Genomic DNA, 22,211 nt, shown 5'->3' on the forward strand with positions numbered 1-22,211 from the left:
CTCATGTTGGATTTGAAAGACAAGCAGCTTTTTCGTGACAAGGGATTGATCGATGGAGCCTGGGTCGCGGCGGCCTCAGGCGCGGCGGTGGATGTTCAAGACCCCGCCAGACAGGCTGCCATCGGCACGGTGCCCGACATGGGTTCTAGGGAGACGCGCGACGCGATCGCGGCTGCCGAGCGCGCGCAGCGCGGCTGGAAGCGCAAGACGAATGCGCAGCGTGCCGCCCTTCTCGAAGCCTGGCACGATCTCATGCTTGAGAATGTCGACGATCTCGCCCTCATTCTGACAACGGAGCAAGGCAAACCGCTCGATGAAGCCCGTGGGGAAATCCGCTACGGCGCCTCCTTCGTGAAGTGGTTCGCCGAGGAAGCCCGCCGCATCAACGGTCACACGATACCGTCTCCCACACCCGATCGCCGCATCATCGTGCTCAAGGAGCCGGTCGGCGTCTGCGGCATCATCACACCCTGGAATTTTCCCAATGCGATGATCACGCGCAAGGTCGCGCCCGCCCTTGCCGCCGGCTGCGCTGTTGTCATCAAGCCCTCGGAATTCACCCCCTATTCCGCGCTCGCCCTCGGGGTCCTTGCCGAGCGCGCCGGCATCCCGGCCGGCGTGATCAATATCGTCACCGGGATGCCGGCCGAGATCGGCAACGAGATCATGGGCAACGAAACCGTGCGCAAGATCTCCTTCACCGGCTCGACGAGGGTCGGCGCGTTGCTGATGCGCGGTGCTGCCGGCAGCATCAAGCGGCTCAGCCTCGAACTCGGCGGTAACGCACCCTTCATCGTCTTCGACGACGCCGATCTCGATCTGGCCGTCGAAGGCGCGCTTGCCTCCAAGTTCCGCAATGGCGGCCAGACCTGCGTCTGCGCCAACCGGCTCCTTGTGCAATCGAGCGTCTATGACACCTTCGCAGCGAAACTGAAAGCGAAGGTCGATGCCATGAAGGTCGGGCCGGGCACGGAAGCCGGCGTGTCGATCGGCCCGATGATCAACCACGCGGCAATCGAGAAAATCGACCGGCATGTCCGCGACGCGCTGGCAAAGGGCGCAACGATCATCACAGCCGCCCGGCAGCTACCCGACGGCGGACAATATACGGCTCCGATCGTCCTGACCGGGGCAACGACCGAGATGGAGCTTGCCGGCGAAGAGACCTTCGGGCCGGTGGCGCCGCTCTTCCGCTTCGAGACCGAAGAGGAGGCGATTGCGATCGCCAACGGCACGCCCTTTGGCCTGGCGTCCTATTTCTATACCGACAATCTCAAGCGCGCCTGGCGCGTCGGCGAGGCCTTGGAATTCGGCATGGTCGGGCTCAATACCGGCTCGGTGTCGATGGAAGTTGCCCCCTTCGGCGGCGTCAAGCAATCCGGGATCGGCCGTGAGGGCGCGCAAGCCGGTATCGAGGAATATCTCGAAATGAAGAGCTTTCACATGGGCGGGCTGGGCTAGATCAGAATCCAGTACCATAGCGGGTCAATCTGCTCGCGATCGGCCCACCATGGCCCCGGCAACTGTCGTTACTGGAACTTGTCCAGCGCCTTATAGTAGAGGCCCACCAACGGCAGGAACCATGGTTTGCCGAAATGACCCGGCACGGCCGGCCAATCGACATCCCTCATGGGATTGCGATCCTCGCGGCCGAGCATGGCATCGGCCATGATGATGCCGAGATGGGTCGACAGTTGAGCACCATGGCCGGAATAGCCCATCGCATACCAGCTTCCATCATGATAGCCGGCGCGCGGATAGCGATCCTTGGTCATATCGACGAGACCGCCCCAGCAATAATCGACATCGACTCCGGAAAGCCGGGGGAATATCTCGGCCAAACCCGCCCTCAGAATTGCGCCACTCTTGGCGTCGGAACGATGGTCGGAGGTCGCGGAAAATCGTGCCCGGCCGCCGAATAGCAACCGGTTGTCGGGGGACAGGCGGAAATAGTTGCCGATGTTCATCGAGGTAACGCAGGTGCGGTTTCCCGGCATGACCGATGCGATCTCATCCGCCGTCAGCGGTCGGGTTGCGATCAGGAAGCTGCCGACCGAGATGATCCGCCGGCGGAAATAGCTGAAATTCGGGGTCGTGTAGGCGCCGGTCGCCACCAGTACATTGTCGGCCGTGATCTCGCCGCGCGGTGTCACCAACCGATGCCTGCCCTTTTCCCGCAGCCTGTTCGTCACCGGCGCCGCCTCATAAATTGCCGCGCCATGGCGAACCGCTGCATCCGCGAGGCCGACAGCGTAGCGGCCCATATGCATCATCGCGCTTTTCTTGAAAAGCATGGCTCCATGGAAAGGCGAGCCGATTTCCTGTTTGAGATCGTCCGGCGTAAGCAGCGCCGTATCCGGATCGACTTCGGCATGAACCTCTTCGAAATTGCGGGCGATCGATCCGAAATGCTGCGACTTCGATGCCAGCTTCAGCTTTCCGGCCCGCCGAAAATTGCAGTCGATGCCCTCTTCGGCGACAAGCGCCTCGATCGTATCGATGGAGGCATCGAGCGCCTTATAGAGCGCGATCGCCCTCTCCTTGCCGAGTTCGGCTTTGGCGGCTGGATAACTATGGGCAAGACCGTTGTTCAGATGACCGCCGTTACGGCCCGAGGCGCCCCAGCCGACACGCTCGGCTTCGAGAACGACGACCCTCGCACCGGCCTTGGCCAGTTGCCGGGCCGCGGACAGTCCGGTGAAACCGGCTCCTATGACACAGGCGTCGTAATGCCCTTCGACGGGGCCTTGCCGGCCTCCGGCAAAGGCCGGCGCCGTGTCATGCCAATAGGAGACGAATTTCATGAGGCTGCCTTTCCCTTAAAGTCCGACGACGCCGGGCAGGCCGGATATGTCCGCGATCTCGACATAGCCGTAATAGGGATTTGCCGGCTCATGACCACGGTTGACCCAGACCTTGTTCTTGATGCCGAGATCATGCGCCGACATCAGATCATAGCGGAAAGAGGACGAGCAATGCAGGATGTCCTCCGGTCCACAGCCCAGCATGTCGAACATATATTCGAACGCCTTGAAGCGTGGCTTGTAGGCATTGGCCTGCTCTGCCGTATAGACGGCATGGAAAGGCGCGCCAAGTTTCTCGACATTCGACATGATCTGGCTGTTCATCGCGTTGGACAGGATGACCAGAGGGATTTCCTTGGCAACCTTCGCCAGTCCGGTTGGCACGTCGGGATGCGGCCCCCAGCCGGGCACGCGTTCATAAATTGCCTTGGCGTCTTCCGCGCGGAACTTGACGCCATTCGCGCGGCAGGTCCGCTCGACCGCATTGTGAACGACGTCGGCATATGGCTTCCAATCACCGAGAACCTCGTCCAGCCGATAGGCGGCAAAATTCTTGATGAATTGCAGCATCCTCGCCTCATCGAGCTCGGCGCCATAGATGTCGCGAGCCGCTTCGGCCATCTCGAAATTGATGAGCGTGCCATAACAATCGAAGGTGATGTATTTCGGCCGGAAAGGCGCCATGTCCGTTCGTCCTCTATCTAAAGGGCATCTGCGTTCTTTATGAGACGATCATAGGCTGAAGTCCCACGACGGACGTGATCGAATTGGCGTGTCCGCAAAGCATATTGTTTCGTATGCGCGGCGTCCTTTGGCAGAGTGTTGCAGCGGATATGCGTCGCGACGTTGTTTTTGGACCATCGCGGAGCGACCGAAAAAGGATCCTCAGCATAAGATGCGGCCAAGCGCGCCCGCTACGGCGAAAGATATCACGACGAACCATGCCTTCAGATAATCTGCCATGCGGGGATCGCCGAGACTTGGGGCAAGGAAAGGATGCCCCATGCGAACCGACAGCATAAATTTGGTCAGCTTCACACCGGAGCATATAGACGGCGCCCTCGCCCTCTCACGTCAAGCCAAATGGCCTCATCGTGCCGAGGACTGGCGTCTTGCCTTGCGTTTGAGCCAAGGCGCAGCAGCCGTGGACGAGACGGGCCGCGTCGTGGGCACCATTCTGATGACCCCCTATGGAGAAGATTGCGCGACGATCAATATGGTGATCGTCGACGAAAACCTGCGCGGCCGCGGGCTTGGTCGCAAGCTCATGGATGCGGCAATGGCGCTGGCTGGCCACCGCCCTCTGAGGCTCATTGCAACCACGGAAGGACTGCCGCTGTATCGCAAGCTCGGCTTTGTCGCCGAGGGCGAGATCTTTCAACATCAGGGACATCTCGCCGACCTCGCGCCGGCTGGGGATGTCGAGGCCGCGACCGCCGATGATTTTTCCGCGATCAAAGCGCTCGACCGCGCAGCTTTCGGTGCGGATCGCCGCACGTTGATCGACGCTCTCACAGATGTCGCGCAGATAGTCGTCATTCGGCGACGCGGCCGTATCGAGGCTTTCGGCGCGCTGCGCGCCTTTGGACGCGGCGATGTGATCGGGCCTGTCGTCGCATCGAATACCGAGGATGCGAAATCGCTGATAACGGCGCTTGCCCTTAGCAAGCCGAGCGAATTCCTGCGCGTTGATACGAACGAAAGCTCGGGACTGGCCGGCTGGCTGGCGCAGATCGGCCTTAGCCATGTGGGTGGCGGTATCGCGATGCGGCGCCCGGGCGGCGCTGGAGCCTTCGGTCGGGACGCGAGAATATTTGCATTGGCCAATCAGGCTCTTGGATAATTTGGAGATCATCATGCTCGCCAACTCGCTCATCGAACTTGATCGCGCGCACCTCATCCATCCGGTCTCATCCTATCGCGGCCATGAAAAACTGGGCGTGCGGGTGTTGCGGTCAGCAAAAGGCGCAACCGTCACCGACGCATCGGGCCATCAGCTTATCGACGGCTTTGCCGGCCTCTGGTGCGTGAACGCGGGCTACGGGCATGAGAGCATCGTTGAAGCAGCAGCCCGCCAGATGCGTGAACTGCCCTATGCGACGGGTTACTTCGATATCGGTTGCGAAGCGGCCATTCGCCTTGCGGCCGAACTCGCCGACCGGGCGCCCAGCGATCTCAATCATATCTTCTTCACGCTCGGCGGATCGGATGCCGTCGACAGCACGGTGCGTTTCGTCCGCTACTACTGGCATGCCAAGGGCAAGCCGGAGCGCGACCAGTTCATCTCGATCGAGCAAGGCTACCACGGCTCCTCGACCGTTGGAGCCGGCCTCACGGCGCTACCCGGCTTCCATGCAGGCTTCGGCGTCCCCTTCGACTGGCAGCACAAGATTCCCTCGCCCTATCCGTATCGCAATCCGGTCGGCGAAACGGCAGATGCGATCATTGCCGCCTCGATCGCGGACCTCAAATCAAAGATCGAAGCGATCGGCGCCGAGCGCGTGGCGGCATTTTATGCCGAACCTATCCAGGGATCGGGCGGCGTCATCGTGCCGCCGAAAGGCTGGCTCAAGGCGATCCGCGATCTCTGCAGTCAATATGACATTCTCTTCATCGCCGACGAGGTCATTACCGGCTTCGGCAGGACCGGTCCGCTGTTCGCCTGCTCGTACGACGAAATCGTCCCTGACTTCATGACGACGGCCAAGGGCCTGACCTCCGGCTACGTGCCCATGGGCGCCGTGTTCATGTCCGATCGGGTCTATGATGTCATCGCTGACAGCGCCGGTAGTGCGGCGGTCGGCCATGGCTACACCTATTCGGCCCATCCCGTCAGCGCGGCAGTCGGGCTCGAAGTACTGAAGCTCTATGAGGGCGGCCTCCTCGAAAATGGTGTCAAGGCTGGTGCGCGTCTGATGGAAGGACTGGAAAATCTGCGTGACCATCCGCTGGTCGGCGATGTCCGCGGTCGCGGCATGCTGGCGGCCGTCGAACTGGTCGTCGACAAGGCCAGGAAGACCCCATTGCCAAGTGCTGCCGCGCCGGCGCGCAGGATTTTCGATCGCGCCTGGGACAATGGCCTCGTCATCCGCGCCTTCGCCCATGGCGTGCTTGGATACGCACCGCCGCTTTGCTGCACGGATGATGATATCGACGCGATCCTGGAGCGCACACGAAAGACCCTCGACCAGACTTTGGAAGATCCGGACGTTCGGGAAGCCATGCGTTGAAGGGCGTATGCCATTCTTGGTTGGCGAAATGTCGGAGAGGGCCAGAAATTCGGAATTTTGTGCCGCTGTACACCATCGATTCGGCGACTTCGCCGTTCAGGAACTGCCAAACTGCTTCCTAGAACGGCTGAAAGCCGGCTTTTCCGGGCCTTGGCAGGACGATTTCCGCCCTTTGGGTCAGAATTTTATGCTGCAAGCGGCTTGTCCGCAGCGGATCATGAAGGAGAGCATGACTTGGCCAAAGACTTTCAGGACTTCAAATATCTTACCTTCGATGTCGTTGGCACCCTCATCGACTTCGAAGGTGGCATAAAGACCTGCCTCGCCGAGATTGCGGCTGAAGCTGGCACCTCCATCGATGGCGAAGAGGCGCTGAGGCTCTATCGCCGGGCGCGCTACAGCGAGGACGCGGAACTCTTTCCGGATGATCTCTCACGGGTTTACATGGTCATTGCGCCCGCCCTTAGCCTGCCGACGGAAGATCGATATGCGCAGCGACTGCGTGATTCCGTCGCCAACTGGAACGCGTTCGACGATAGCGCGGCAGCGCTTGCCGAGCTCAAGAAAACGCATCGCCTCGTCGCCATGACAAACGCTCGCCGCTGGGCACTCGATCACTTCGAAAAAAAGCTGGGCTCGCCGTTCTTCGCGAGCTTCACGGCCGACGACACCGGCACGGAAAAGCCGGATCCCGCCTTCTTCGAACAGGTATTCGAATTCGTCGGCGGCAAAGGAGCGAGCAAGAACGACATTCTGCATGTCGCTCAAAGCCAGTACCACGATATCGGCATTTCGCGAAAGCTCGGGCTGACCAATTGCTGGATCGAGCGCCGTCATGCGCAGGACGGCTATGGCGGCACGATAGAGCCAGAGAGCTTCACTCAACCCGACTACCATTTCACGTCGATGGCGGCCTTCGCCTCGGCGGTGAAGGAAAGGCTGACCGAAAGACAGTGACCCAACCCGGGAGAGCTTGCGACCAAGACGGGCATCCCATCAATCAACAGAAAAAAGGGGAATGAGATGACTGACAGAATCACGAACTGGACCACCGCCGACGACGCGATGGTGGAGAACGCCATCCGGCGCGGTGCAACGCGGCGCGACCTCCTGAAACTGATGCTGGCGGGAGGTGTTGCGATATCATCGGCGGGCATCATTCTCGGCCGCGCCACGCAGGCCGTCGCAGCGACGCCGGTTTCCGGCGGCGCTTTCAAGGGGGCCGGCTGGTCGTCCTCGACCGCCGACACGCTGGATCCCGCAAAGGCGTCCCTGTCGACGGACTATGTGCGCTGCTGCTCGCTCTACAATCGCCTGACCTTCATCGACAAGGCCGGCGTGACACAAATGGAGCTTGCCGAGAGCATCGAAAGCAAGGACGCCAAAACCTGGACGATCAAGCTGCGCAAGGGCGTAACCTTCCATGACGGCAAGGAACTGACGGCCGACGATGTCGTCTTCTCGCTGAAACGCCATCTCGACCCGGGCGTCGGCTCCAAGGTCGCCAAGATCGCCGCCCAGATGACCGGCTTCAAGGCCATCGACAAGTCGACGGTCGAAATCACGCTTGCCGACCCGAATGCCGACCTGCCGACCATTCTGGCCCTGCATCATTTCATGATCGTCGCCAATGGCACGACGGACTTTTCGAAAGGCAACGGCACCGGCGCCTTCGTTCTCGAAACCTTCGACCCGGGTAATCGGTCAGTCGTCGTCAAGAACAAGAACTACTGGAAGTCCGGCCAGCCCTATCTCGATTCCTTCGAGTTCTTCGCGATCAGCGATGACAATGCCCGCGTGAATGCCCTGCTCTCGGGCGACATCCATCTTGCCGCCGCCATCAATCCCCGCGCCGTGAAGCTGGTCGATGGCCAGTCCGGCTTCGCACTTTCGAAAACGACAAGCGGCAACTACACCAACCTCAACATGCGCCTCGACATGACGCCGGGGAACAAGAAGGACTTCGTCGACGGGATGAAGTCCCTGGTCAATCGCGAGCAGATCGTCAAATCGGCACTGCGCGGTTTTGGCGAAGTGGCCAACGATCAGCCCGTTTCCCCGGCGAACATCTACCATAACAATGACTTGAAGCCGAAAGCCTTCGATCCGGACAAGGCCAAGTTCCATTTCCAGAAGGCGGGCGTGCTCGGACAGTCCATTCCGGTGATCGCATCCGACGCGGCAGGCTCGTCGATCGATATGGCAATGATCATCCAGGCCGCGGGCGCGAATATCGGCATGAAGCTCGATGTCCAGCGCGTTCCGTCTGACGGCTATTGGGATAATTACTGGCTGAAGGCGCCGATCCATTTCGGCAACATCAATCCGCGCCCGACGCCCGACATCCTGTTCTCGCTCCTCTATGCCTCCAACGCGCCATGGAACGAGAGCCAGTATAAGTCGGAGAAATTCGACAAGATGCTGATCGAAGCTCGCGGCTTGCTCGATCAGACCAAGCGCAAGCAGATCTACGACGAAATGCAGGTGATGATCGCCGACGAGGCGGGCACCATCATCCCTGCCTATATCTCGAATGTGGATGCCATTTCGAGCAAGGTACACGGATTGGAAGCCAATCCGCTCGGTGGCATGATGGGCTACGCGATGGCGGAATATCTCTGGCTCCAGGCCTGACCCCTGCTGGACATCTCTCCCGGGGACGGTCGCGGCCGCCACCGGGAGCCGTCCCGCGAACGCCATTCGTTTCGTAGAACGCCGCAGGAGCGATTTGTTTGAGATCCGAGGTTTCCATTCTTGTCCTGAACCGGCTTTTAATTGCGATCATCTCCTTGTTGATCGTGTCGTTCGCCGTCTTTTTTGCAACCAGCATGCTGCCGGGAGACACCGCCTCGATCCTGCTCGGCCAGGCGGCTACGCCCGAGGCGGTTGCGGGCTTGCGCAAGGCCATGCACCTCGACGAGCCAGCGATCCTGCGATTCATGGGATGGCTTTTGGGTCTGATGAGAGGCGACCTCGGCATTTCCTACGCGAATAACATGCCTGTCGCGCAGTTGATCGGCGGCCGCCTGGTCGCGACGTTGGAGCTTGCCGCCATAACGACGCTCGTCTCGGTGCCGCTCGCGCTGCTGCTCGGCATCACATCCGCCATGCTTCGCGGCTCCTATTATGATCGGCTCGTAACCGTCATCTCGATCGGCGTCATATCAGTGCCCGAATTCATGGTCGCGACGCTCGCTGTGTTGCTGTTTGCCGTCTATCTGCGCTGGCTGCCGGCATTGTCGTCGACGAGCGAGGCGCATACGCTCTTCGACCTCATGAAAATCTATGCCATGCCGGTCATCACGCTCACCTTCGTCACCTCCGCGCAAATGATCCGCATGACCCGGGCAGCGCTTATTGAGACGCTGAAGACCCCCTATGTCGAAATGGCGCTGCTCAAAGGCGCCTCACGCAGCCGCATGGTGTTCAGGCACGCATTGCCCAATGCTCTCGGGCCGATCGTCAATGCCATCGCGCTTTCGCTTTCCTATCTCGTCGGCGGCGTCATCATCGTCGAGACGATCTTCAACTATCCAGGCATCGCCAAGCTGATGGTGGACGCGGTCGCGACCCGCGATCTGCCGCTGATCCAGAGCTGCGCGATGATCTTTTGCCTTGGTTATCTCCTGTTGATCACCGCCGCCGACATCATTGCCATCCTGTCGAATCCGAGGCTGCGATGACCACGAAAAGCTTGGCTCCCCGCACTCCATCCCTGTTTGGCTACAGGGTCAACCCCGTTGGCGTCGTCGCCTTCGCCATCATTCTCGGCTGGACGACCGTCGCCCTGTTCGCGCCCTATATCATCCCCTACTCCGTCGGTGACATCGTCGATACGGACTATTTCGGTCCGATAAGCGATCAATTATGGCTCGGCTCGGACTATCTCGGCCGAGACATGCTTTCGCGCGTCCTGATGGGCGCGCGCTACACGGTCGGCATTTCCTTGGCTGCGGTGGCGCTCTGCTGTCTTTGCGGCGTGGCGCTTGGCATGACGGCCGCGGTCATCGGTGGGTGGTTCGACACGATCCTGAGCCGGTTTCTCGATGCCCTGAACTCGATTCCAAGCAAGCTTTTCGGCCTGGTGGTCGTTGCCGCCGTTGGCTCTTCCATTCCCGTCCTGATCATTACGCTCGCCGTCATCTACACGCCCGGCGCCTATCGCTTTGCTCGCGCGCTCGCTGTCAATATCAATACGATGGACTTCATCACCGTTGCGCGTATCCGCGGCGAGAAGGTCGGCTATATCATCGCCTCCGAAATCCTGCCGAACATTATCCGGCCGGTCCTGGCGGACTTCGGCCTGCGCTTCGTCTTTGTCGTGCTCCTGCTCTCGGGCCTTTCCTTTCTCGGCCTCGGCCTGCAGCCGCCCCATGCCGATTGGGGAGCCCTGGTCCGCGAGAACATCGGCGGCCTGCCCTTCGCCGCCCCTGCCGTGATCGTGCCTTCCTTCGCCATTGCCAGCCTCACCATCAGCGTCAACCTGCTGATCGACAACCTGCCACGCAGGATCAGGGACAGGAGCGCATGATGATGACCAACCTCGTTGAAATCAGGAATTTGAAAGTCGAGGCCAGGACAGATTCCGGCCGCGTCATCGAGATTATCAAGGATGTCAGCTTCGACATAGCGAAGGGCGAAATCATCGCCCTCATCGGCGAAAGCGGCTCGGGCAAGACGACGATCGCGCTGACGCTCATGGGACATGCGCGGGAGGGCTGCCGCATCTCCGGCGGCAAGATTTACGTGGATGGTCAGGACATGGCCGCGCTTTCCGAAAGCGAGCGCGCAAATGTTCGTGGCACGACGGTTGCCTATATCCCGCAAAGCGCGGCCGCCGCCTTCAACCCGGCCACGAAGATCATGGAACAGGTGATCGAGGTTACCCGCATTCACCGGCTGATGCCTCCCGAACAGGCCCGTCATCGCGCGATCGAGCTCTTCCGGGCGCTGTCGCTGCCAAATCCCGAGACGATCGGCGAACGATATCCGCATCAGGTCTCCGGCGGCCAGTTGCAGAGACTGGCAGCGGCCATGGCCCTGATCGGCGAACCCAAGCTCGTTATCTTTGACGAACCGACCACCGCGCTCGATGTGACGACGCAGATCGACGTGCTTAAAGCATTCAAATCCGTCATTCGCGCCGATAATATTGCTGGAGTCTATGTGTCACATGATCTGGCGGTCGTCGCCCAGATCGCCGATCGCATCGCCGTGCTCAAGGGCGGCGAAATCCAGGAACTTGCGAAGACCGAAGCGATCCTGACGCGACCAAGCCATCCCTATACGCGCGAGTTGTTGGCCGCCTTCGAGCCGAAGCAGGCCATCCGGGATAGCAAGACAAGCGGGTCGATTGCGCCCGTATTGAGGATCGACAGCCTGGTTGCCGGCTATGGCGATCTCCAACCCAACGGCCTGCCGGCGGTCTGCGCGGTTCAGTCCGTGAGTCTCGAGGTGGAGAAAGGCAGGAATCTCGGCATCATCGGCGAATCCGGATGTGGAAAGTCGACGCTGGCGCGTGCGATCGCCGGAATACTGCCGGCCGTGTCGGGCACCATCGGCTTCAATGGCAGCGATATCAATCGCGCCGCCAAATCGCGTACGCGCGATCAATTGCGGGAGATGCAGATCGTCTTTCAATATGCCGACACCGCACTCAATCCGGCGAAGTCGATCGCCGATATTCTCGAGCGGCCCCTGGCATTTTATCACGGAATGGATCGCGCGGCCCGGGCGGCGAGGGTCGATCAACTGCTTGACATGGTGCGATTGCCCCGCACGCTTCGCTATCGCTATCCGTCGGAATTGTCAGGCGGACAGAAGCAGCGCGTGAATTTCGCCCGCGCCCTTGCCGCCGAACCACGCCTGATCATCTGCGATGAGATCACCTCCGCTCTCGACACCGTCGTTGCCGCCGCGATCATCGATCTCCTCAAGGAACTGCAGCGTGAGTTGCATCTGTCCTACATCTTCATCAGTCACGATCTTTCGGTCGTCGAGGCAATCTGCGACGAGATCGTCGTGATGTATGGCGGCAAGAAGGTGGAGCAAATCACGCGCGAGACCGCGAATGCGCCCCGCCACCCCTATTCGCAGCTGCTGTTCGGGTCGGTTCCGAAGCTCGATCCGACCTGGCTCGACAATCTCGTCCAGGACCTGGAGCTCAAGCGCGAATATGGGCACGGCTAGAGCGTGATGCCGAAAAGTGTCAGGGGATTTCGGACGACATCACGCTCTACTTCTTTGATTCTAGAGCGGATTCAGATTTTAGGTCGACTCGATCTAAAATCATCCGGCTCAAGCCGCCGATCTGGCCTTGAAAGGTCGTTACATGGGAAACAGGCTGGTCAGCGGCATATGCGACTTGACGATCGGTGATTTCAGCACGACGAAGCTGAAATATTTGTCGATCCCGATATCCATATCGGTCAGCCGTTCCATGATGGTCTGGTATTCGCCGATCCCGGCGGTGACGAACTTGATGAGATAGTCGTAGCCACCCGATACGAGATGGCACTCGATCACCTGGTCGATTTTCTCGACCACGTTGAGGAAGCGCGCAAAATCGATCTGCCGGTGGTTCTTCAGGGTGATTTCGGTAAAGACGGTCAGCGTCTGGCCGAGCTTGGCGAGGTTGATCTGGGCCGAATAGCCTTCGATATATCCTTCCGCTTGCAGCCGTTTGACTCGCATCAGGCATGGGCTGGGTGAAAGAGCCACCAGTTCCGCCAGCTCGACATTGGTGATGCGGCCGTTTCTCTGAAGCTCATAGAGGATTTTGATATCGATCCGATCCAGTTTCATCAGAGGTCCGCCATTGAAAGAGCGCCGGGAGAAGACGGCACAAAATGCTGTTATCACGCAAAGCAGAGCCTAGCATATTGCCCGGTTATGTCTATCGGGAAGACAAATCTCCTTTGAAGCACAATAGTTTATAGACTGCATCAATCACGGCATAAAATTTTGTGGATCCACCATCTCCGGCAACGTCTGGCGAAGCAATGGGGTAGATTTGGTTCGAACCTGGAGATCGCGCATGCCTGCACCGCTTTGCCTTGTCGAAAGCTCGCCGATATTGCCGAAGTCAGCCGATGTCGTCGTGATCGGCGGAGGAATTGTCGGCGTTTTCGCCGCATACTATCTCGCACGATCGGGCCTGCGCGTCGCCCTTGTCGAAAAAGGCCGGGTCGGGGCAGAGCAATCCAGCCGCAATTGGGGATGGTGCCGGCAGCAGAACCGCGATGGGCGGGAACTGCCGATCGCGACGAAAAGCCTCGATCTCTGGGAACGATTTGCTCCTGATAGCGGCGAGGACACAGGCTTCCGCCGCTGCGGCCTGCTCTATCTCAGCAATGACGATCAGGAGATCGCCGGTTGGGCGCGCTGGCACGACTTTGCGAGAACGGTCGGCGTCACGACGCATATGCTCGACAGCGCTGCTGCGACCGAGCGTGGCCGCGCCACGGGGCGCATCTGGAAAGGCGGAGTTTTCTCGCCGACGGACGGGGTTGCCGATCCGGCCAATGCGGCGCCGGCGGTGGCACGCGCGATCATGAAGCTAGGCGGCACGGTCCATCAGAATTGCGCTGCCCGAGGTCTGGAAACGGAAGCGGGGCGCGTCAGCGGCGTGATCACCGAAAACGGCGTGATCCGCACCAAGACCGCGATTCTCGCCGGTGGCGCCTGGGCGTCATCCTTCTGCCGACAGCTGGGCATTCGCTTTCCTCAAGCCTCCGTTCGTTCATCCATTCTGGCCGTTTCGACCGGTGCCGAAGGATTGCCGGATGCCTTGCACACCAGCGGCGTATCGGTCACGCGACGTGGCGATGGGGGCTATACGCTGGCCATCAGTGGTCGCGGCCGGGTTGACGTGACACCTCAGCAATTGCGGTTCTCGTCGCAATTCATTCCCATGTTCCTCAAGCGGCGAAAAAGCCTGTCGCCCGGCGGCCTCGAAGGCTTTCGCTCCGGTCATGAATCGCTGAAGCGCTGGCGGCTCGACCGAACGACGCCGATGGAGCATATGCGCATTCTCGATCCAAGACCGGACCATGCCACGATCGAACTGACGCATGCGAGAGCCCTGGAACTCCTGCCGGAGCTTCACAAGACGAGGATCACGGCCGCCTGGGCCGGCTATATCGACAGCACGCCGGACGGTGTTCCCGGCATTGGGGAAATCCAGGGCCTTCCCGGCTTCATCCTCGCCGCCGGATTTTCCGGCCATGGTTTCGGGATCGGACCCGGCGCCGGCCATTTGATCGCCGACATCGTGACCGGCGCTGCGCCTGTCGTCGACCCGACGCCCTATCATCCAAGCCGCTTCGCCTCATCCGTTTGGGGCAAGGTCGCCGATTTCTGAGGCACAAAAACACTGGTCTTCTGATTATTGACCAAGCTCCGCAGACGGATGTTATCATCGGCAAGGGCAGCCGCCCTGGAAAGACGATGAACATGCCTCTGCGCATCAAACGAATTTACGAACCCGCTGATGACGGCGACGGCAAGCGTATCCTCGTCGACCGTCTATGGCCTCGCGGCATCAGCAAAAACGACGCTCATATTGACGCCTGGCTGAAGGACATCGCCCCAAGCGCCGAGCTGCGACGCTGGTTCGATCATGATCCAAAAAAATGGGATGAATTTCGCCGGCGTTACCAGGATGAGCTCAAGAAGAACTCGAAGGCCGTGGAAGAGCTTAGGGAGCAGATCGGGCCATCGACTGCCACGCTTCTTTATGGTGCGAGAGACGCCGAGCACAATAACGCTGTCGTGCTCATGGACTTCCTCACCAATCGGTAGATCATTGACCGGCATTGTCATCGCCCAAGATGGAAGTATGTCGAAACCTCCGCGCGGATTTCAGGCGACGGCCTGAGCCGGGGCATCGCGGGGCGGCAGAAGTCGCGCCATCGCGCTCAACAAATCCGTCTGCGATATCAGACCAAGAACGCGCCGATCGGCATCAATGACGATGACCGCGTGTGTGCGTCCGTCCGTCAGAACAGGCAGGAGCGAAAGAGCAGGATCGGTCGCGCCGGCGACAGCCGGTTTCGATATGGCGTGCGCGATGGCGTCGAGGCCGCTGGAGAGCTCGCGCAAACCAACCGTACCGATCAGGCGGCCCTCCCGATCCTTGACCGGCAATGTTCGAATATTGTGCTTCAGCAGAAGATGTCTCGCGTGATCCGGCTCAGCATCCTCGCCAATGGCGATGACATCGCGCGACATGATGTCGGCGCAGCTTATATCTCCATGCGATCGCACCGCTGCCTGCAGTTCGACCTGCCGCAAGAGGCGGCTGAGGTCGGCGCGATCGATATCGAAGGTCTCGTCCAGCACGCCCAAGGCGGCATCGACATCTTCTTCTCGAAAGCCCACCCGCAAGGGCGGCGGAAGATCACGTGTCTGATGGATATTCTCGGCAGGCTTTGCGGCGACATGCGGATAATTGCGCCTGGAAAGCTTGTGAAACATAAGTCCGAGGCCGACGAGTATACAGGAGTTCAAGGCAACCGGCACGAACGGAAACAGGAAGCCCCAGCCTGCGACGACCGGGCCGCCAAGAACGGCGGTCAAGGCGGCAGCACCGCCTGGCGGATGCAGGCATCGCGTAAATGACATCGCTCCGATCGCAAGCGAGACGCCGACCCCGATCGCGATGATCGGATCATGGATGAGATAGGCGGCGATGATACCCATCATGGCTGAAATGGTGTTGCCGCCAATGATCGACCAAGGCTGGGCAAGCGGACTTGCCGGAACCGCGAAAAGCAGCACCGCGGATGCTCCCATTGGCGCGACGATGAGCGGTAGATGCGGCCCCTGACCGAAGAGATAGCCGCTGATCACGCCGGTAAGGCCGATGCCGATCAAGGCACCAAGGCACGCGATCAGCCGTTCGCGCAAGGTGGCTCCGGCCAGGATCGGGGAAAATAGGCGGAACCGGCTGGACGCCGCCTTGTGGGACTCTGGATGCTGCATGATGGAACCAGTTTTAGAGAAGGGCTTTCCTTGGATGAACGGCGGGACGCCGGCTAGTTCGGCGCTAGCGGCAGGCCCTTGCCCCTGGTGGCGCCGAGGACCTCATGAAACGCATCGAGCGAACTCGGGCGACCATTCTTGCGCGAGATCAGGATCGTGTCGACGATGGCGAGCTGGTGCGTCACCGATGTCGCCGGCCAGTGCATGAGATCGAGAACCGATCTTGGCATGACACCGGCTGCGTTGCCGGTCGCCACACTGGCCAGAATCGCATGATAGGAGCCAAGTTCGGTCGTTGGCAGAGAGCTCGACCTGCGCGCCCAGCCTTCAGCAATCCCGCGATAAGTGCATCCGGGCTCAAGGGCAGCAATCGAACCGACGCGCAAATCGGCAGCCGACCGGATCGGCGGATGCCCGGATGGCAGCAGAAGCAGCAGATCCTCGACAAATACCGGTTCGGCTTCGAGCTGCTTGAGTTCAGCCGCGAAACTTGGATCTTCATCCAGCATTGCTTTTGGCGGCCGGGCGATCAGCGCGCAATCCAGAACATCGCGCAGAACATCTTGAGCAAGGTCGCGGGAGGCGCCAAGCGTCAACTTGAGCGATACATCCGGCCACATTTGGTTGAACCGGCTGAGCGCCGCGGGCAGCCGGCTTGCCGCCGTGCTTTCCATCGTCCCCAGACGCAATGTGCCCGTTGGGCGCTGGGGCCGGACCGCCTGACGCGCCTCGAGCGCAAGCGCGGCGAGCCGATTGGCATAGCGGTGAAATGTCTCGCCTTCTTTCGTAAGGGTCATCTTCTTGCCGTTGCGGCTGAAGAGCAGGACACCCAGATCGTCTTCCAACTGCTGAATGCGCGTCGTCACGTTCGACGGCACGCGCCCCACGGCCTTGGCGGCCTTGGTCACGCTGCGGTCACTGGCCACGGCAAGGAAGATCTCGATTGATGAAAGGTCCAATTAAAAGATCTCGATTCAGGAATTAAGTTACCTTATCATTCCCTATATAAAAATCATTGTCGCAGCTCAAGCATGTTTCGGTATCGAGCCAGGGAATGGAGTTCTGACGGGCGGATGGCAAAACCAGATCGACATGAAACCGACGAGGCAATCCGCGAATACGCGTCGCCTGCCTGCATGTTGCACGAGGTCGATCCAGCCTATAGCGGCATTTCACCCGATGAAGACCGGATCTCGGATATTTTCGCGTGGCGAAGGACTGAGCGGCAAAGGCTGATCGGCGAGCGAAAGGCGCTGCCAATCGCAAAGCGTGATGAATATACAGGCGCGATCGCCACCTATCTCGATCAGATTGTCACCGATATCGACGGCAAACATATCAGCCTGTTCTGGCCCTTCTCGGGAGAGCCGGACCTGAGAGGATGGATGGCGGCCTTGACGGCACGCGGCGCGGATTGCCTGTTGCCGGTCGTTGTCGCCAAGGCAGAACCCTTGATATTCCGATCATGGAAAACAGGAGAGCGGCTCGAACGCGGGGTATGGAACATTCCCGTGCCGGCAGAGGGCAGGCAAGCGGTTCCCGATATCGTCATCGCGCCCCTGGTCGGCTTCGATCCAGCCTGCTACCGTCTTGGTTATGGAGGCGGATTTTTCGACAGAACCCTTGCGGCCCTCGAGCGCAAGCCTTTGGTCATCGGCGTCGGCTTCGAATCGCAGAGGATCGATACCATCCGTCCGCTCGCTCATGACATTCCGATGGACGTGATCGTCACGCAAGCGGGACCGCGCTATCGATGAACTCAAAGCCCCTTTCCTGCCCGGCATTAAGCCTGCCGATTCCGGCGGGATGCTGAACGGAGCGGCAGATCGCCGCACAAACGGGCAGCAGTCTACACCTGAGCTCCGATATACCCGGCCGGATCAACGCCTGCGCCTATTGGCACATGAATTGCGTCTTTACGATTGATCCATCGGAAGAGACGATATTCATGCTGTCCATTCTCCTGCCGCTACTTTTGAGCATTTCCCTCGGCTTGAGCTGGAACAGGTTTCTGCTGACCTTCGCAAGCCGCGGTGACAGTCTTCAAAACCAGATGCCGGTTACGATGGTCGCGGCGGCAGTCAGCCTGACGGCCCTTGCATTGTCCTTTGCCGATAAGGGGCCGTTACTGGGAAGTGCCATCGTCTTGCTCGGCCTGCTGCTCGCGGCCATCAGCAAGAGCCTTTCCCACCCCGCTGCGATTGTGGCGCTTTCCGCCGTCAGCCTTGCGGCCTATCTCCAGTTTACGGGGAACCACTGAGCCACCGATATCGGCACGGTATTCGAAGCATACATCGAGTCCGACGTTGAAATCGGAGATTTCCGCGACGTCAGGCCCAGCGTCGGGGGCTGGGCGCGGATCATCGGCCAAAATACGATCTTCGTCGACGATCGAGATCCTTTGGCCTATGGTTTCCAGATCAAATGGAAGAGGTCTGTCCGTCGAGGCATTGCATGAAATCCGTCAAACAAGAAGCTAAGCACGATCCCTTGAAGGTCGGATTCATCCTCGCGCGATCATTTACGCTTTCCGCCTTCGCCCTGTTCGTGGATACGCTGAGATTGGCGAGCGACGAAGCCGATAAATCGGGCAGGGTGCTGGCCGACTGGCAGGTATTGGGTAGCACCCGGCATCTCATCACATCGAGCTGCGGTGTTCAGGTCGCACCGACGTCGGACTTTATCGACCCCAAGGAATTCCACTACATTGTCGTCGTCGGCGGACTCTTGAATGCCGACATCACGATCGATCAACAGACTTCCGATTATCTGAAGAAGGCCGCGGCTCAGAAGATCCCGCTGATCGGGGTCTGCACCGGCACGTTCATCTTGGCACGCCTTGGCTTGATGAAAACACACCAGACCTGCGTCAGCTGGCTGCATTATCAGGCCTATCGGGAGCAATTCCCCGAAAACCCCGTTCGCTCCGATCGCCTGTTCAATCTCGACCGGAGCCGCGGATCATGCGCCGGCGGAAGCAGCGCCGCCGATATGGCCGCCTTTCTCGTCAGACGGCACATCAGCCGGGACGCCGAGCGAAACGCGCTTGAAGTGCTGCAGATCGAGCGCGCTCGATCCGGGCTGGATATCCAGCCGCGCAAGCCGCTCGCGATCGAATGCCAGGACCCACGCCTGAAGGCCGTGCTGATTACCATGGAGAGCCATATCGAGGACGTGGTCCCGACCGAAGATCTTGCCGCATCGGTCGGACTGTCCCGGCGGCAGCTTGAACGTCTGTTCACCGAGGAAATGAAAACCTCTCCCGGAGCCGTCTACACCCGTATTCGCATGGAACGGGCCAAGCAGCTGGTTCTCCAGACAGAGGCTCCGCTCATTGAAATCGCACTGGAGGTCGGCTTCGACAGCGCGTCCCATTTTGCGAGGCTCTTTCGCCGGCTCTACGGACAATCTCCCACGGAGTTACGGCGCGCGCATGCCTGAAGAGCTGATGGCGCGATGACTGCCAGGTTCGCCAAAGGGACTCCCGATCAAGAGCGAGCCGGAGCTCAGGTCTTTGGCGACACGGCGCGCAGCGGTATCATTCAACGTCCAGATCAAAGAAATGCTGGGTCGCCAGAGCTGCGGCGCCCCGCGCCCAGGAGCCCGGCACCCAATCAGGAAGTAATTCTGGCGTATTCAAGAAGACATATTTTGCCATCGAACGGCGGATCGGCTCAAGAATCGCCTCGCCAAACTGCATGGCTTCGCCGCCGGCGATGAGGACCTCGGGATCGAACAGGTTCACCAGATCGGCCAGATGGCGCCCGATCAGCTCCCCCGCCTCCGCCATGACCTGGAGAGCCGCCGGATCGCCGCCATCGATCGCGGCTGCGAATTCATCGCGATTGGCCTTTGCGCCTCTTTGTCGGCCCCAGTCCTCGATCATCGCGGCCTCGGCTGTGTGCGCCTGAAGGCAGCCCCTTCTCCCGCATTCGCAAAGACGGCCGCCGGGAACAGTGATGATGTGGCCGAGTTTCCCGGCTAGGCCGTGACTTCCGTGATAGATTTCTCCACCCATAACGAGCGATGACCCGACGCCGGTGCCAACGGCGATCGTCGCGAAATTGCTGTAGTTGCGGCCCGCGCCGAAGAGCCGCTGCGCGACGGTGAAGGCGCTGATATCGTCGTCGATCCAGACCGGAACATGGACCCGCTCACGCAGCAGCTCGGGAAAAGCAAGATTGCGCCAACCGAAGCGCGGGCTCTGGACGCAGATGCCGTTGACCGCGTCCACCTCGCCCGGGATGGAAACGCCGACCCCCATGACCGGCAAGCCGGTGCGCCCGGCATCGGCCAGCAGCTTCGGGATTGCCATCGCAATCGCCTCGACCATTGTTTCCGGTCGCGTATCCGGCACAGGCATATCGAAGGAGGCGATCGGCGTCGTGGCGAGATCGGTCAGGACACAATCGATGCTGTCGTGGCGAAGCTTGAAGCCGACAGCCAGATGGCCATCATAATTAATATCGACCGGCACAGGCCGCCGACCCGTGGCACCCGTCTGCGCTTTTCCCTCGATGACAAGCCCCTCCTCGACCAGCTCCGTGACCACGAAAGTCACGGCCGCCGGGCTGAGGCCCGTCACGGTGGCGATTTCGGCGCGCGGCATCGCTCCGCGATTACGCAGCAGGTTCAGGATGAGCCGTCGGTTGAGGGCTCGGGAGGTACTAGGGTTGCCGCGCACGGGGATCCTTTAAATTTATTTTGTAAATTAACTATTGTTGCTTCCCGGAAGATACGGTATGCAATAGCGCATGGCAATGGAGGAATGTCTGCTTGTATCTGCACAAGCGGAATTGCCGGTTTATTGCGTAGTTTCTGAAGGTTAGTGGCTGCTCACGTCGGTGGGCGGGCCTGGAATTTGATGTGCCTCGGGAGGAAAAAGATGGCATCGAAGAACGAACTTTCACTCGTCAATGCAATCAGGGCGTCTCGGCGCCAGTTCATGATCGGCACGGGCGCTGCCCTGGCCGCCACGGCGCTTTATCGGCCGGCAATTGCCAATGGCGGCGAGGTGACGATCATTTCGGATATCGGCAATGCCGATCAGCGCGCCGTCCTTGACCGTATCGCTGCCGATTTTGCCAAGAAGACAGGGACGAAAGTCACCATCAACAATATGGATCACGAGGCTCACAAGACGGCCATCCGCAGCTATCTCGTCGTCGGTGCCCCGGATATCTGCTTCTGGTTCTCCGGCAATCGCATGAAGGCTTTCGTCGACCGCGGACTGTTCGACGACATTTCCGACCTGTTTGCCAAGGAAGGCTATAGCGATAAGCTCGGCGCTACCATGACGGCCGTCACCGTCAACGGCAAGCAGTACGGTCTGCCGCTTGGCGGCATTCTCTGGGGACTTTTCTATCGCAAGGATGTTTTCGCCGAGAAGGGTTGGACGGCGCCCAAGAACTGGGACGAATTCTTGAAATTCGGCGAGGCGGCGAAATCCGCCGGCATGACCCCGATCAGCATGGGTACGAAGGAACTCTGGCCGACCGGAGGCTGGTTCGATCACATGAACCTGCGCATCAACGGTCTCGACAAGCACCTTGCGCTGATGGAAGGCAAGATCGCCTATACCGACCCGATGCTGAAGCCGGTCTTCGACAAATGGGAAGAGCTTATCAGGGCCAATTTCTTCTCCGCCAACGCGCCGTCCTTCGGCTGGGAACAGGCAGGCGCGGCCTTGGCGCAGAAGAAGGCCGCGATGATGGACCTTGGAGGCTTCATCAAGTCCGCCTTCCCGGCAGGCGACGAGGGCCAGATCGCCTTCGCTCCCTTCCCGGAAATCGTCTCCGGCGTCGAACGCTACGAGGATTTCTCGGTCAACTCCGTGCATATCCCGGCCAAGGCGAAGAACCGGCAGGGTGCGCGTGATTTCCTTGCTTACTTTTATCAGCCTGACAATCTCAGCGCATTCCTCGAAGCCGAAGGCACCATTCCGCCGCGCAACGATTGCCCACCCAGCAAGGACCCCTTGGTCAACATCGCCGTGGAGTCGCTCAGGAGCGTGAAGGGAACGTCGCAATATTATGACCGTGACACCGCCCCGGACATGGCGCAGGACGGCATGAAAGGCTTCCAGGAATTCACGGTCAAGCCCGAGCGTCGCGACCAGATCCTGGCGCGGCTCGAAAAGACCCGCGCGCGCATTTTCAAATAGTCCTCCCGGACCAAGGCGCGGCGGGCATCG

General features: G+C 60.0%; 20 protein-coding genes and 1 pseudogene. 15 read left to right on the plus strand and 6 right to left on the minus strand.

What is annotated here, in order from left to right:
* The first annotated feature begins 3 nt into the window (after nt 1-3).
* Nucleotides 4-1,461: an NAD-dependent succinate-semialdehyde dehydrogenase gene (locus FBZ97_RS17175; protein WP_145321561.1), complete on the plus strand. Its 1,458-nt coding sequence runs from the start codon at nt 4-6 to the stop codon at nt 1,459-1,461.
* Between the two features lie 68 nt (nt 1,462-1,529).
* Here the strand turns inward: FBZ97_RS17175 and FBZ97_RS17180 are convergent, their stop codons facing one another.
* Entirely contained in the window at nt 1,530-2,804 is a 1,275-nt protein-coding gene (locus tag FBZ97_RS17180; RefSeq protein ID WP_145321558.1) for an FAD-binding oxidoreductase, read from the minus strand.
* A gap of 15 nt (nt 2,805-2,819) precedes the next feature.
* A complete protein-coding gene (locus tag FBZ97_RS17185; protein WP_145321556.1) occupies nt 2,820-3,488 on the minus strand; it encodes a haloacid dehalogenase type II in 669 nt (222 codons plus the stop codon).
* A gap of 319 nt (nt 3,489-3,807) precedes the next feature.
* On the opposite strand from FBZ97_RS17185, the gene FBZ97_RS17190 reads away from it, so the two are divergent.
* The 7 genes from FBZ97_RS17190 to FBZ97_RS17220 all read left to right on the plus strand — a co-directional run bounded on the left by FBZ97_RS17190 (nt 3,808) and on the right by FBZ97_RS17220 (nt 12,223).
* Complete coding sequence (locus FBZ97_RS17190; RefSeq protein WP_145321554.1) at nt 3,808-4,647, plus strand: GNAT family N-acetyltransferase; 840 nt, start codon at nt 3,808-3,810, stop codon at nt 4,645-4,647.
* 13 nt (nt 4,648-4,660) lie between these two features.
* Nucleotides 4,661-6,034: an aspartate aminotransferase family protein gene (locus FBZ97_RS17195; RefSeq protein ID WP_145321552.1), complete on the plus strand. Its 1,374-nt coding sequence runs from the start codon at nt 4,661-4,663 to the stop codon at nt 6,032-6,034.
* 234 nt (nt 6,035-6,268) lie between these two features.
* The gene (locus tag FBZ97_RS17200; RefSeq protein WP_145321550.1) at nt 6,269-6,991 is read left to right on the plus strand and encodes an HAD-IA family hydrolase; all 723 of its coding nucleotides are present in this window, start codon (nt 6,269-6,271) and stop codon (nt 6,989-6,991) included.
* Nucleotides 6,992-7,057: 66 nt separating this feature from the next.
* Nucleotides 7,058-8,668: an ABC transporter substrate-binding protein gene (locus FBZ97_RS17205; RefSeq protein WP_145321548.1), complete on the plus strand. Its 1,611-nt coding sequence runs from the start codon at nt 7,058-7,060 to the stop codon at nt 8,666-8,668.
* Nucleotides 8,669-8,766: 98 nt separating this feature from the next.
* Nucleotides 8,767-9,717 (plus strand): ABC transporter permease, encoded by a 951-nt coding sequence (locus tag FBZ97_RS17210; RefSeq protein ID WP_145321546.1) that lies wholly within the window; start codon nt 8,767-8,769, stop codon nt 9,715-9,717.
* Nucleotides 9,714-10,565 (plus strand): ABC transporter permease, encoded by an 852-nt coding sequence (locus FBZ97_RS17215; RefSeq protein ID WP_145321543.1) that lies wholly within the window; start codon nt 9,714-9,716, stop codon nt 10,563-10,565. Before FBZ97_RS17210 ends, FBZ97_RS17215 begins: the two co-directional genes overlap by 4 nt.
* Before the next feature lie 2 nt (nt 10,566-10,567).
* Nucleotides 10,568-12,223, plus strand: a complete 1,656-nt coding sequence (locus FBZ97_RS17220) for an ABC transporter ATP-binding protein (RefSeq protein ID WP_145321677.1) — start codon at nt 10,568-10,570, stop codon at nt 12,221-12,223.
* Nucleotides 12,224-12,361: 138 nt separating this feature from the next.
* On the opposite strand, the gene FBZ97_RS17225 is transcribed toward FBZ97_RS17220, so the two are convergent.
* A complete protein-coding gene (locus FBZ97_RS17225) occupies nt 12,362-12,838 on the minus strand; it encodes an Lrp/AsnC family transcriptional regulator (protein WP_092713673.1) in 477 nt (158 codons plus the stop codon).
* Between the two features lie 232 nt (nt 12,839-13,070).
* Here FBZ97_RS17225 and FBZ97_RS17230 point away from each other — a divergent pair, with 232 nt between their 5' ends.
* A complete protein-coding gene (locus FBZ97_RS17230; protein WP_145321541.1) occupies nt 13,071-14,396 on the plus strand; it encodes an FAD-binding oxidoreductase in 1,326 nt (441 codons plus the stop codon).
* A 92-nt stretch (nt 14,397-14,488) separates the two neighbouring features.
* A complete protein-coding gene (locus FBZ97_RS17235; RefSeq protein WP_113388855.1) occupies nt 14,489-14,836 on the plus strand; it encodes a DUF488 domain-containing protein in 348 nt (115 codons plus the stop codon).
* Nucleotides 14,837-14,896: 60 nt separating this feature from the next.
* Here FBZ97_RS17235 and FBZ97_RS17240 read toward each other — a convergent pair whose 3' ends face one another.
* Nucleotides 14,897-16,018, minus strand: coding sequence for an HPP family protein (locus FBZ97_RS17240; RefSeq protein WP_145321538.1), 1,122 nt, complete (start codon nt 16,016-16,018; stop codon nt 14,897-14,899).
* Between the two features lie 53 nt (nt 16,019-16,071).
* Nucleotides 16,072-16,977, minus strand: coding sequence for a LysR substrate-binding domain-containing protein (locus tag FBZ97_RS17245; RefSeq protein ID WP_145321536.1), 906 nt, complete (start codon nt 16,975-16,977; stop codon nt 16,072-16,074).
* A 114-nt stretch (nt 16,978-17,091) separates the two neighbouring features.
* Here FBZ97_RS17245 and FBZ97_RS17250 point away from each other — a divergent pair, with 114 nt between their 5' ends.
* The 4 genes and pseudogenes from FBZ97_RS17250 (at nt 17,092) to FBZ97_RS17265 (ending at nt 19,459) form a co-directional block, all read left to right on the plus strand.
* Nucleotides 17,092-17,775 carry a 5-formyltetrahydrofolate cyclo-ligase gene (locus FBZ97_RS17250; RefSeq protein WP_145321534.1) on the plus strand — a complete coding sequence of 228 codons (684 nt, stop codon included), beginning with the start codon at nt 17,092-17,094 and terminating at the stop codon, nt 17,773-17,775.
* 191 nt (nt 17,776-17,966) lie between these two features.
* A complete protein-coding gene (locus tag FBZ97_RS17255; RefSeq protein ID WP_113353552.1) occupies nt 17,967-18,278 on the plus strand; it encodes a hypothetical protein in 312 nt (103 codons plus the stop codon).
* 9 nt (nt 18,279-18,287) lie between these two features.
* Nucleotides 18,288-18,476, plus strand: a pseudogene (locus tag FBZ97_RS17260) (proline racemase family protein); the annotation flags it as partial.
* A complete protein-coding gene (locus FBZ97_RS17265; RefSeq protein WP_092713702.1) occupies nt 18,473-19,459 on the plus strand; it encodes a GlxA family transcriptional regulator in 987 nt (328 codons plus the stop codon). The pseudogene FBZ97_RS17260 and the gene FBZ97_RS17265, both read left to right, overlap by 4 nt.
* A gap of 97 nt (nt 19,460-19,556) precedes the next feature.
* Here FBZ97_RS17265 and FBZ97_RS17270 read toward each other — a convergent pair whose 3' ends face one another.
* Complete coding sequence (locus tag FBZ97_RS17270; protein WP_145321532.1) at nt 19,557-20,702, minus strand: ROK family transcriptional regulator; 1,146 nt, start codon at nt 20,700-20,702, stop codon at nt 19,557-19,559.
* Nucleotides 20,703-20,903: 201 nt separating this feature from the next.
* Here FBZ97_RS17270 and FBZ97_RS17275 point away from each other — a divergent pair, with 201 nt between their 5' ends.
* The gene (locus FBZ97_RS17275) at nt 20,904-22,181 is read left to right on the plus strand and encodes an extracellular solute-binding protein (protein WP_145321530.1); all 1,278 of its coding nucleotides are present in this window, start codon (nt 20,904-20,906) and stop codon (nt 22,179-22,181) included.
* The last annotated feature ends 30 nt before the right edge of the window (nt 22,182-22,211 follow it).

This window comes from Rhizobium sp. ERR 942 (assembly GCF_007828395.1).
Taxonomy (GTDB): domain Bacteria; phylum Pseudomonadota; class Alphaproteobacteria; order Rhizobiales; family Rhizobiaceae; genus Rhizobium; species Rhizobium dioscoreae.

Coding starts and splice junctions, on each gene's coding strand:
- FBZ97_RS17175 (WP_145321561.1), top strand. CDS start 4: ATGTTGGATTTGAAAGACAAGCAGCTTTTTCGTGACAAGGGATTGATC.
- FBZ97_RS17180 (WP_145321558.1), bottom strand. CDS start 2,804: ATGAAATTCGTCTCCTATTGGCATGACACGGCGCCGGCCTTTGCCGGA.
- FBZ97_RS17185 (WP_145321556.1), bottom strand. CDS start 3,488: ATGGCGCCTTTCCGGCCGAAATACATCACCTTCGATTGTTATGGCACG.
- FBZ97_RS17190 (WP_145321554.1), top strand. CDS start 3,808: ATGCGAACCGACAGCATAAATTTGGTCAGCTTCACACCGGAGCATATA.
- FBZ97_RS17195 (WP_145321552.1), top strand. CDS start 4,661: ATGCTCGCCAACTCGCTCATCGAACTTGATCGCGCGCACCTCATCCAT.
- FBZ97_RS17205 (WP_145321548.1), top strand. CDS start 7,058: ATGACTGACAGAATCACGAACTGGACCACCGCCGACGACGCGATGGTG.
- FBZ97_RS17215 (WP_145321543.1), top strand. CDS start 9,714: ATGACCACGAAAAGCTTGGCTCCCCGCACTCCATCCCTGTTTGGCTAC.
- FBZ97_RS17220 (WP_145321677.1), top strand. CDS start 10,568: ATGACCAACCTCGTTGAAATCAGGAATTTGAAAGTCGAGGCCAGGACA.
- FBZ97_RS17225 (WP_092713673.1), bottom strand. CDS start 12,838: ATGAAACTGGATCGGATCGATATCAAAATCCTCTATGAGCTTCAGAGA.
- FBZ97_RS17230 (WP_145321541.1), top strand. CDS start 13,071: ATGCCTGCACCGCTTTGCCTTGTCGAAAGCTCGCCGATATTGCCGAAG.
- FBZ97_RS17235 (WP_113388855.1), top strand. CDS start 14,489: ATGCCTCTGCGCATCAAACGAATTTACGAACCCGCTGATGACGGCGAC.
- FBZ97_RS17240 (WP_145321538.1), bottom strand. CDS start 16,018: ATGCAGCATCCAGAGTCCCACAAGGCGGCGTCCAGCCGGTTCCGCCTA.
- FBZ97_RS17250 (WP_145321534.1), top strand. CDS start 17,092: ATGGCAAAACCAGATCGACATGAAACCGACGAGGCAATCCGCGAATAC.
- FBZ97_RS17255 (WP_113353552.1), top strand. CDS start 17,967: ATGCTGTCCATTCTCCTGCCGCTACTTTTGAGCATTTCCCTCGGCTTG.
- FBZ97_RS17265 (WP_092713702.1), top strand. CDS start 18,473: ATGAAATCCGTCAAACAAGAAGCTAAGCACGATCCCTTGAAGGTCGGA.
- FBZ97_RS17275 (WP_145321530.1), top strand. CDS start 20,904: ATGGCATCGAAGAACGAACTTTCACTCGTCAATGCAATCAGGGCGTCT.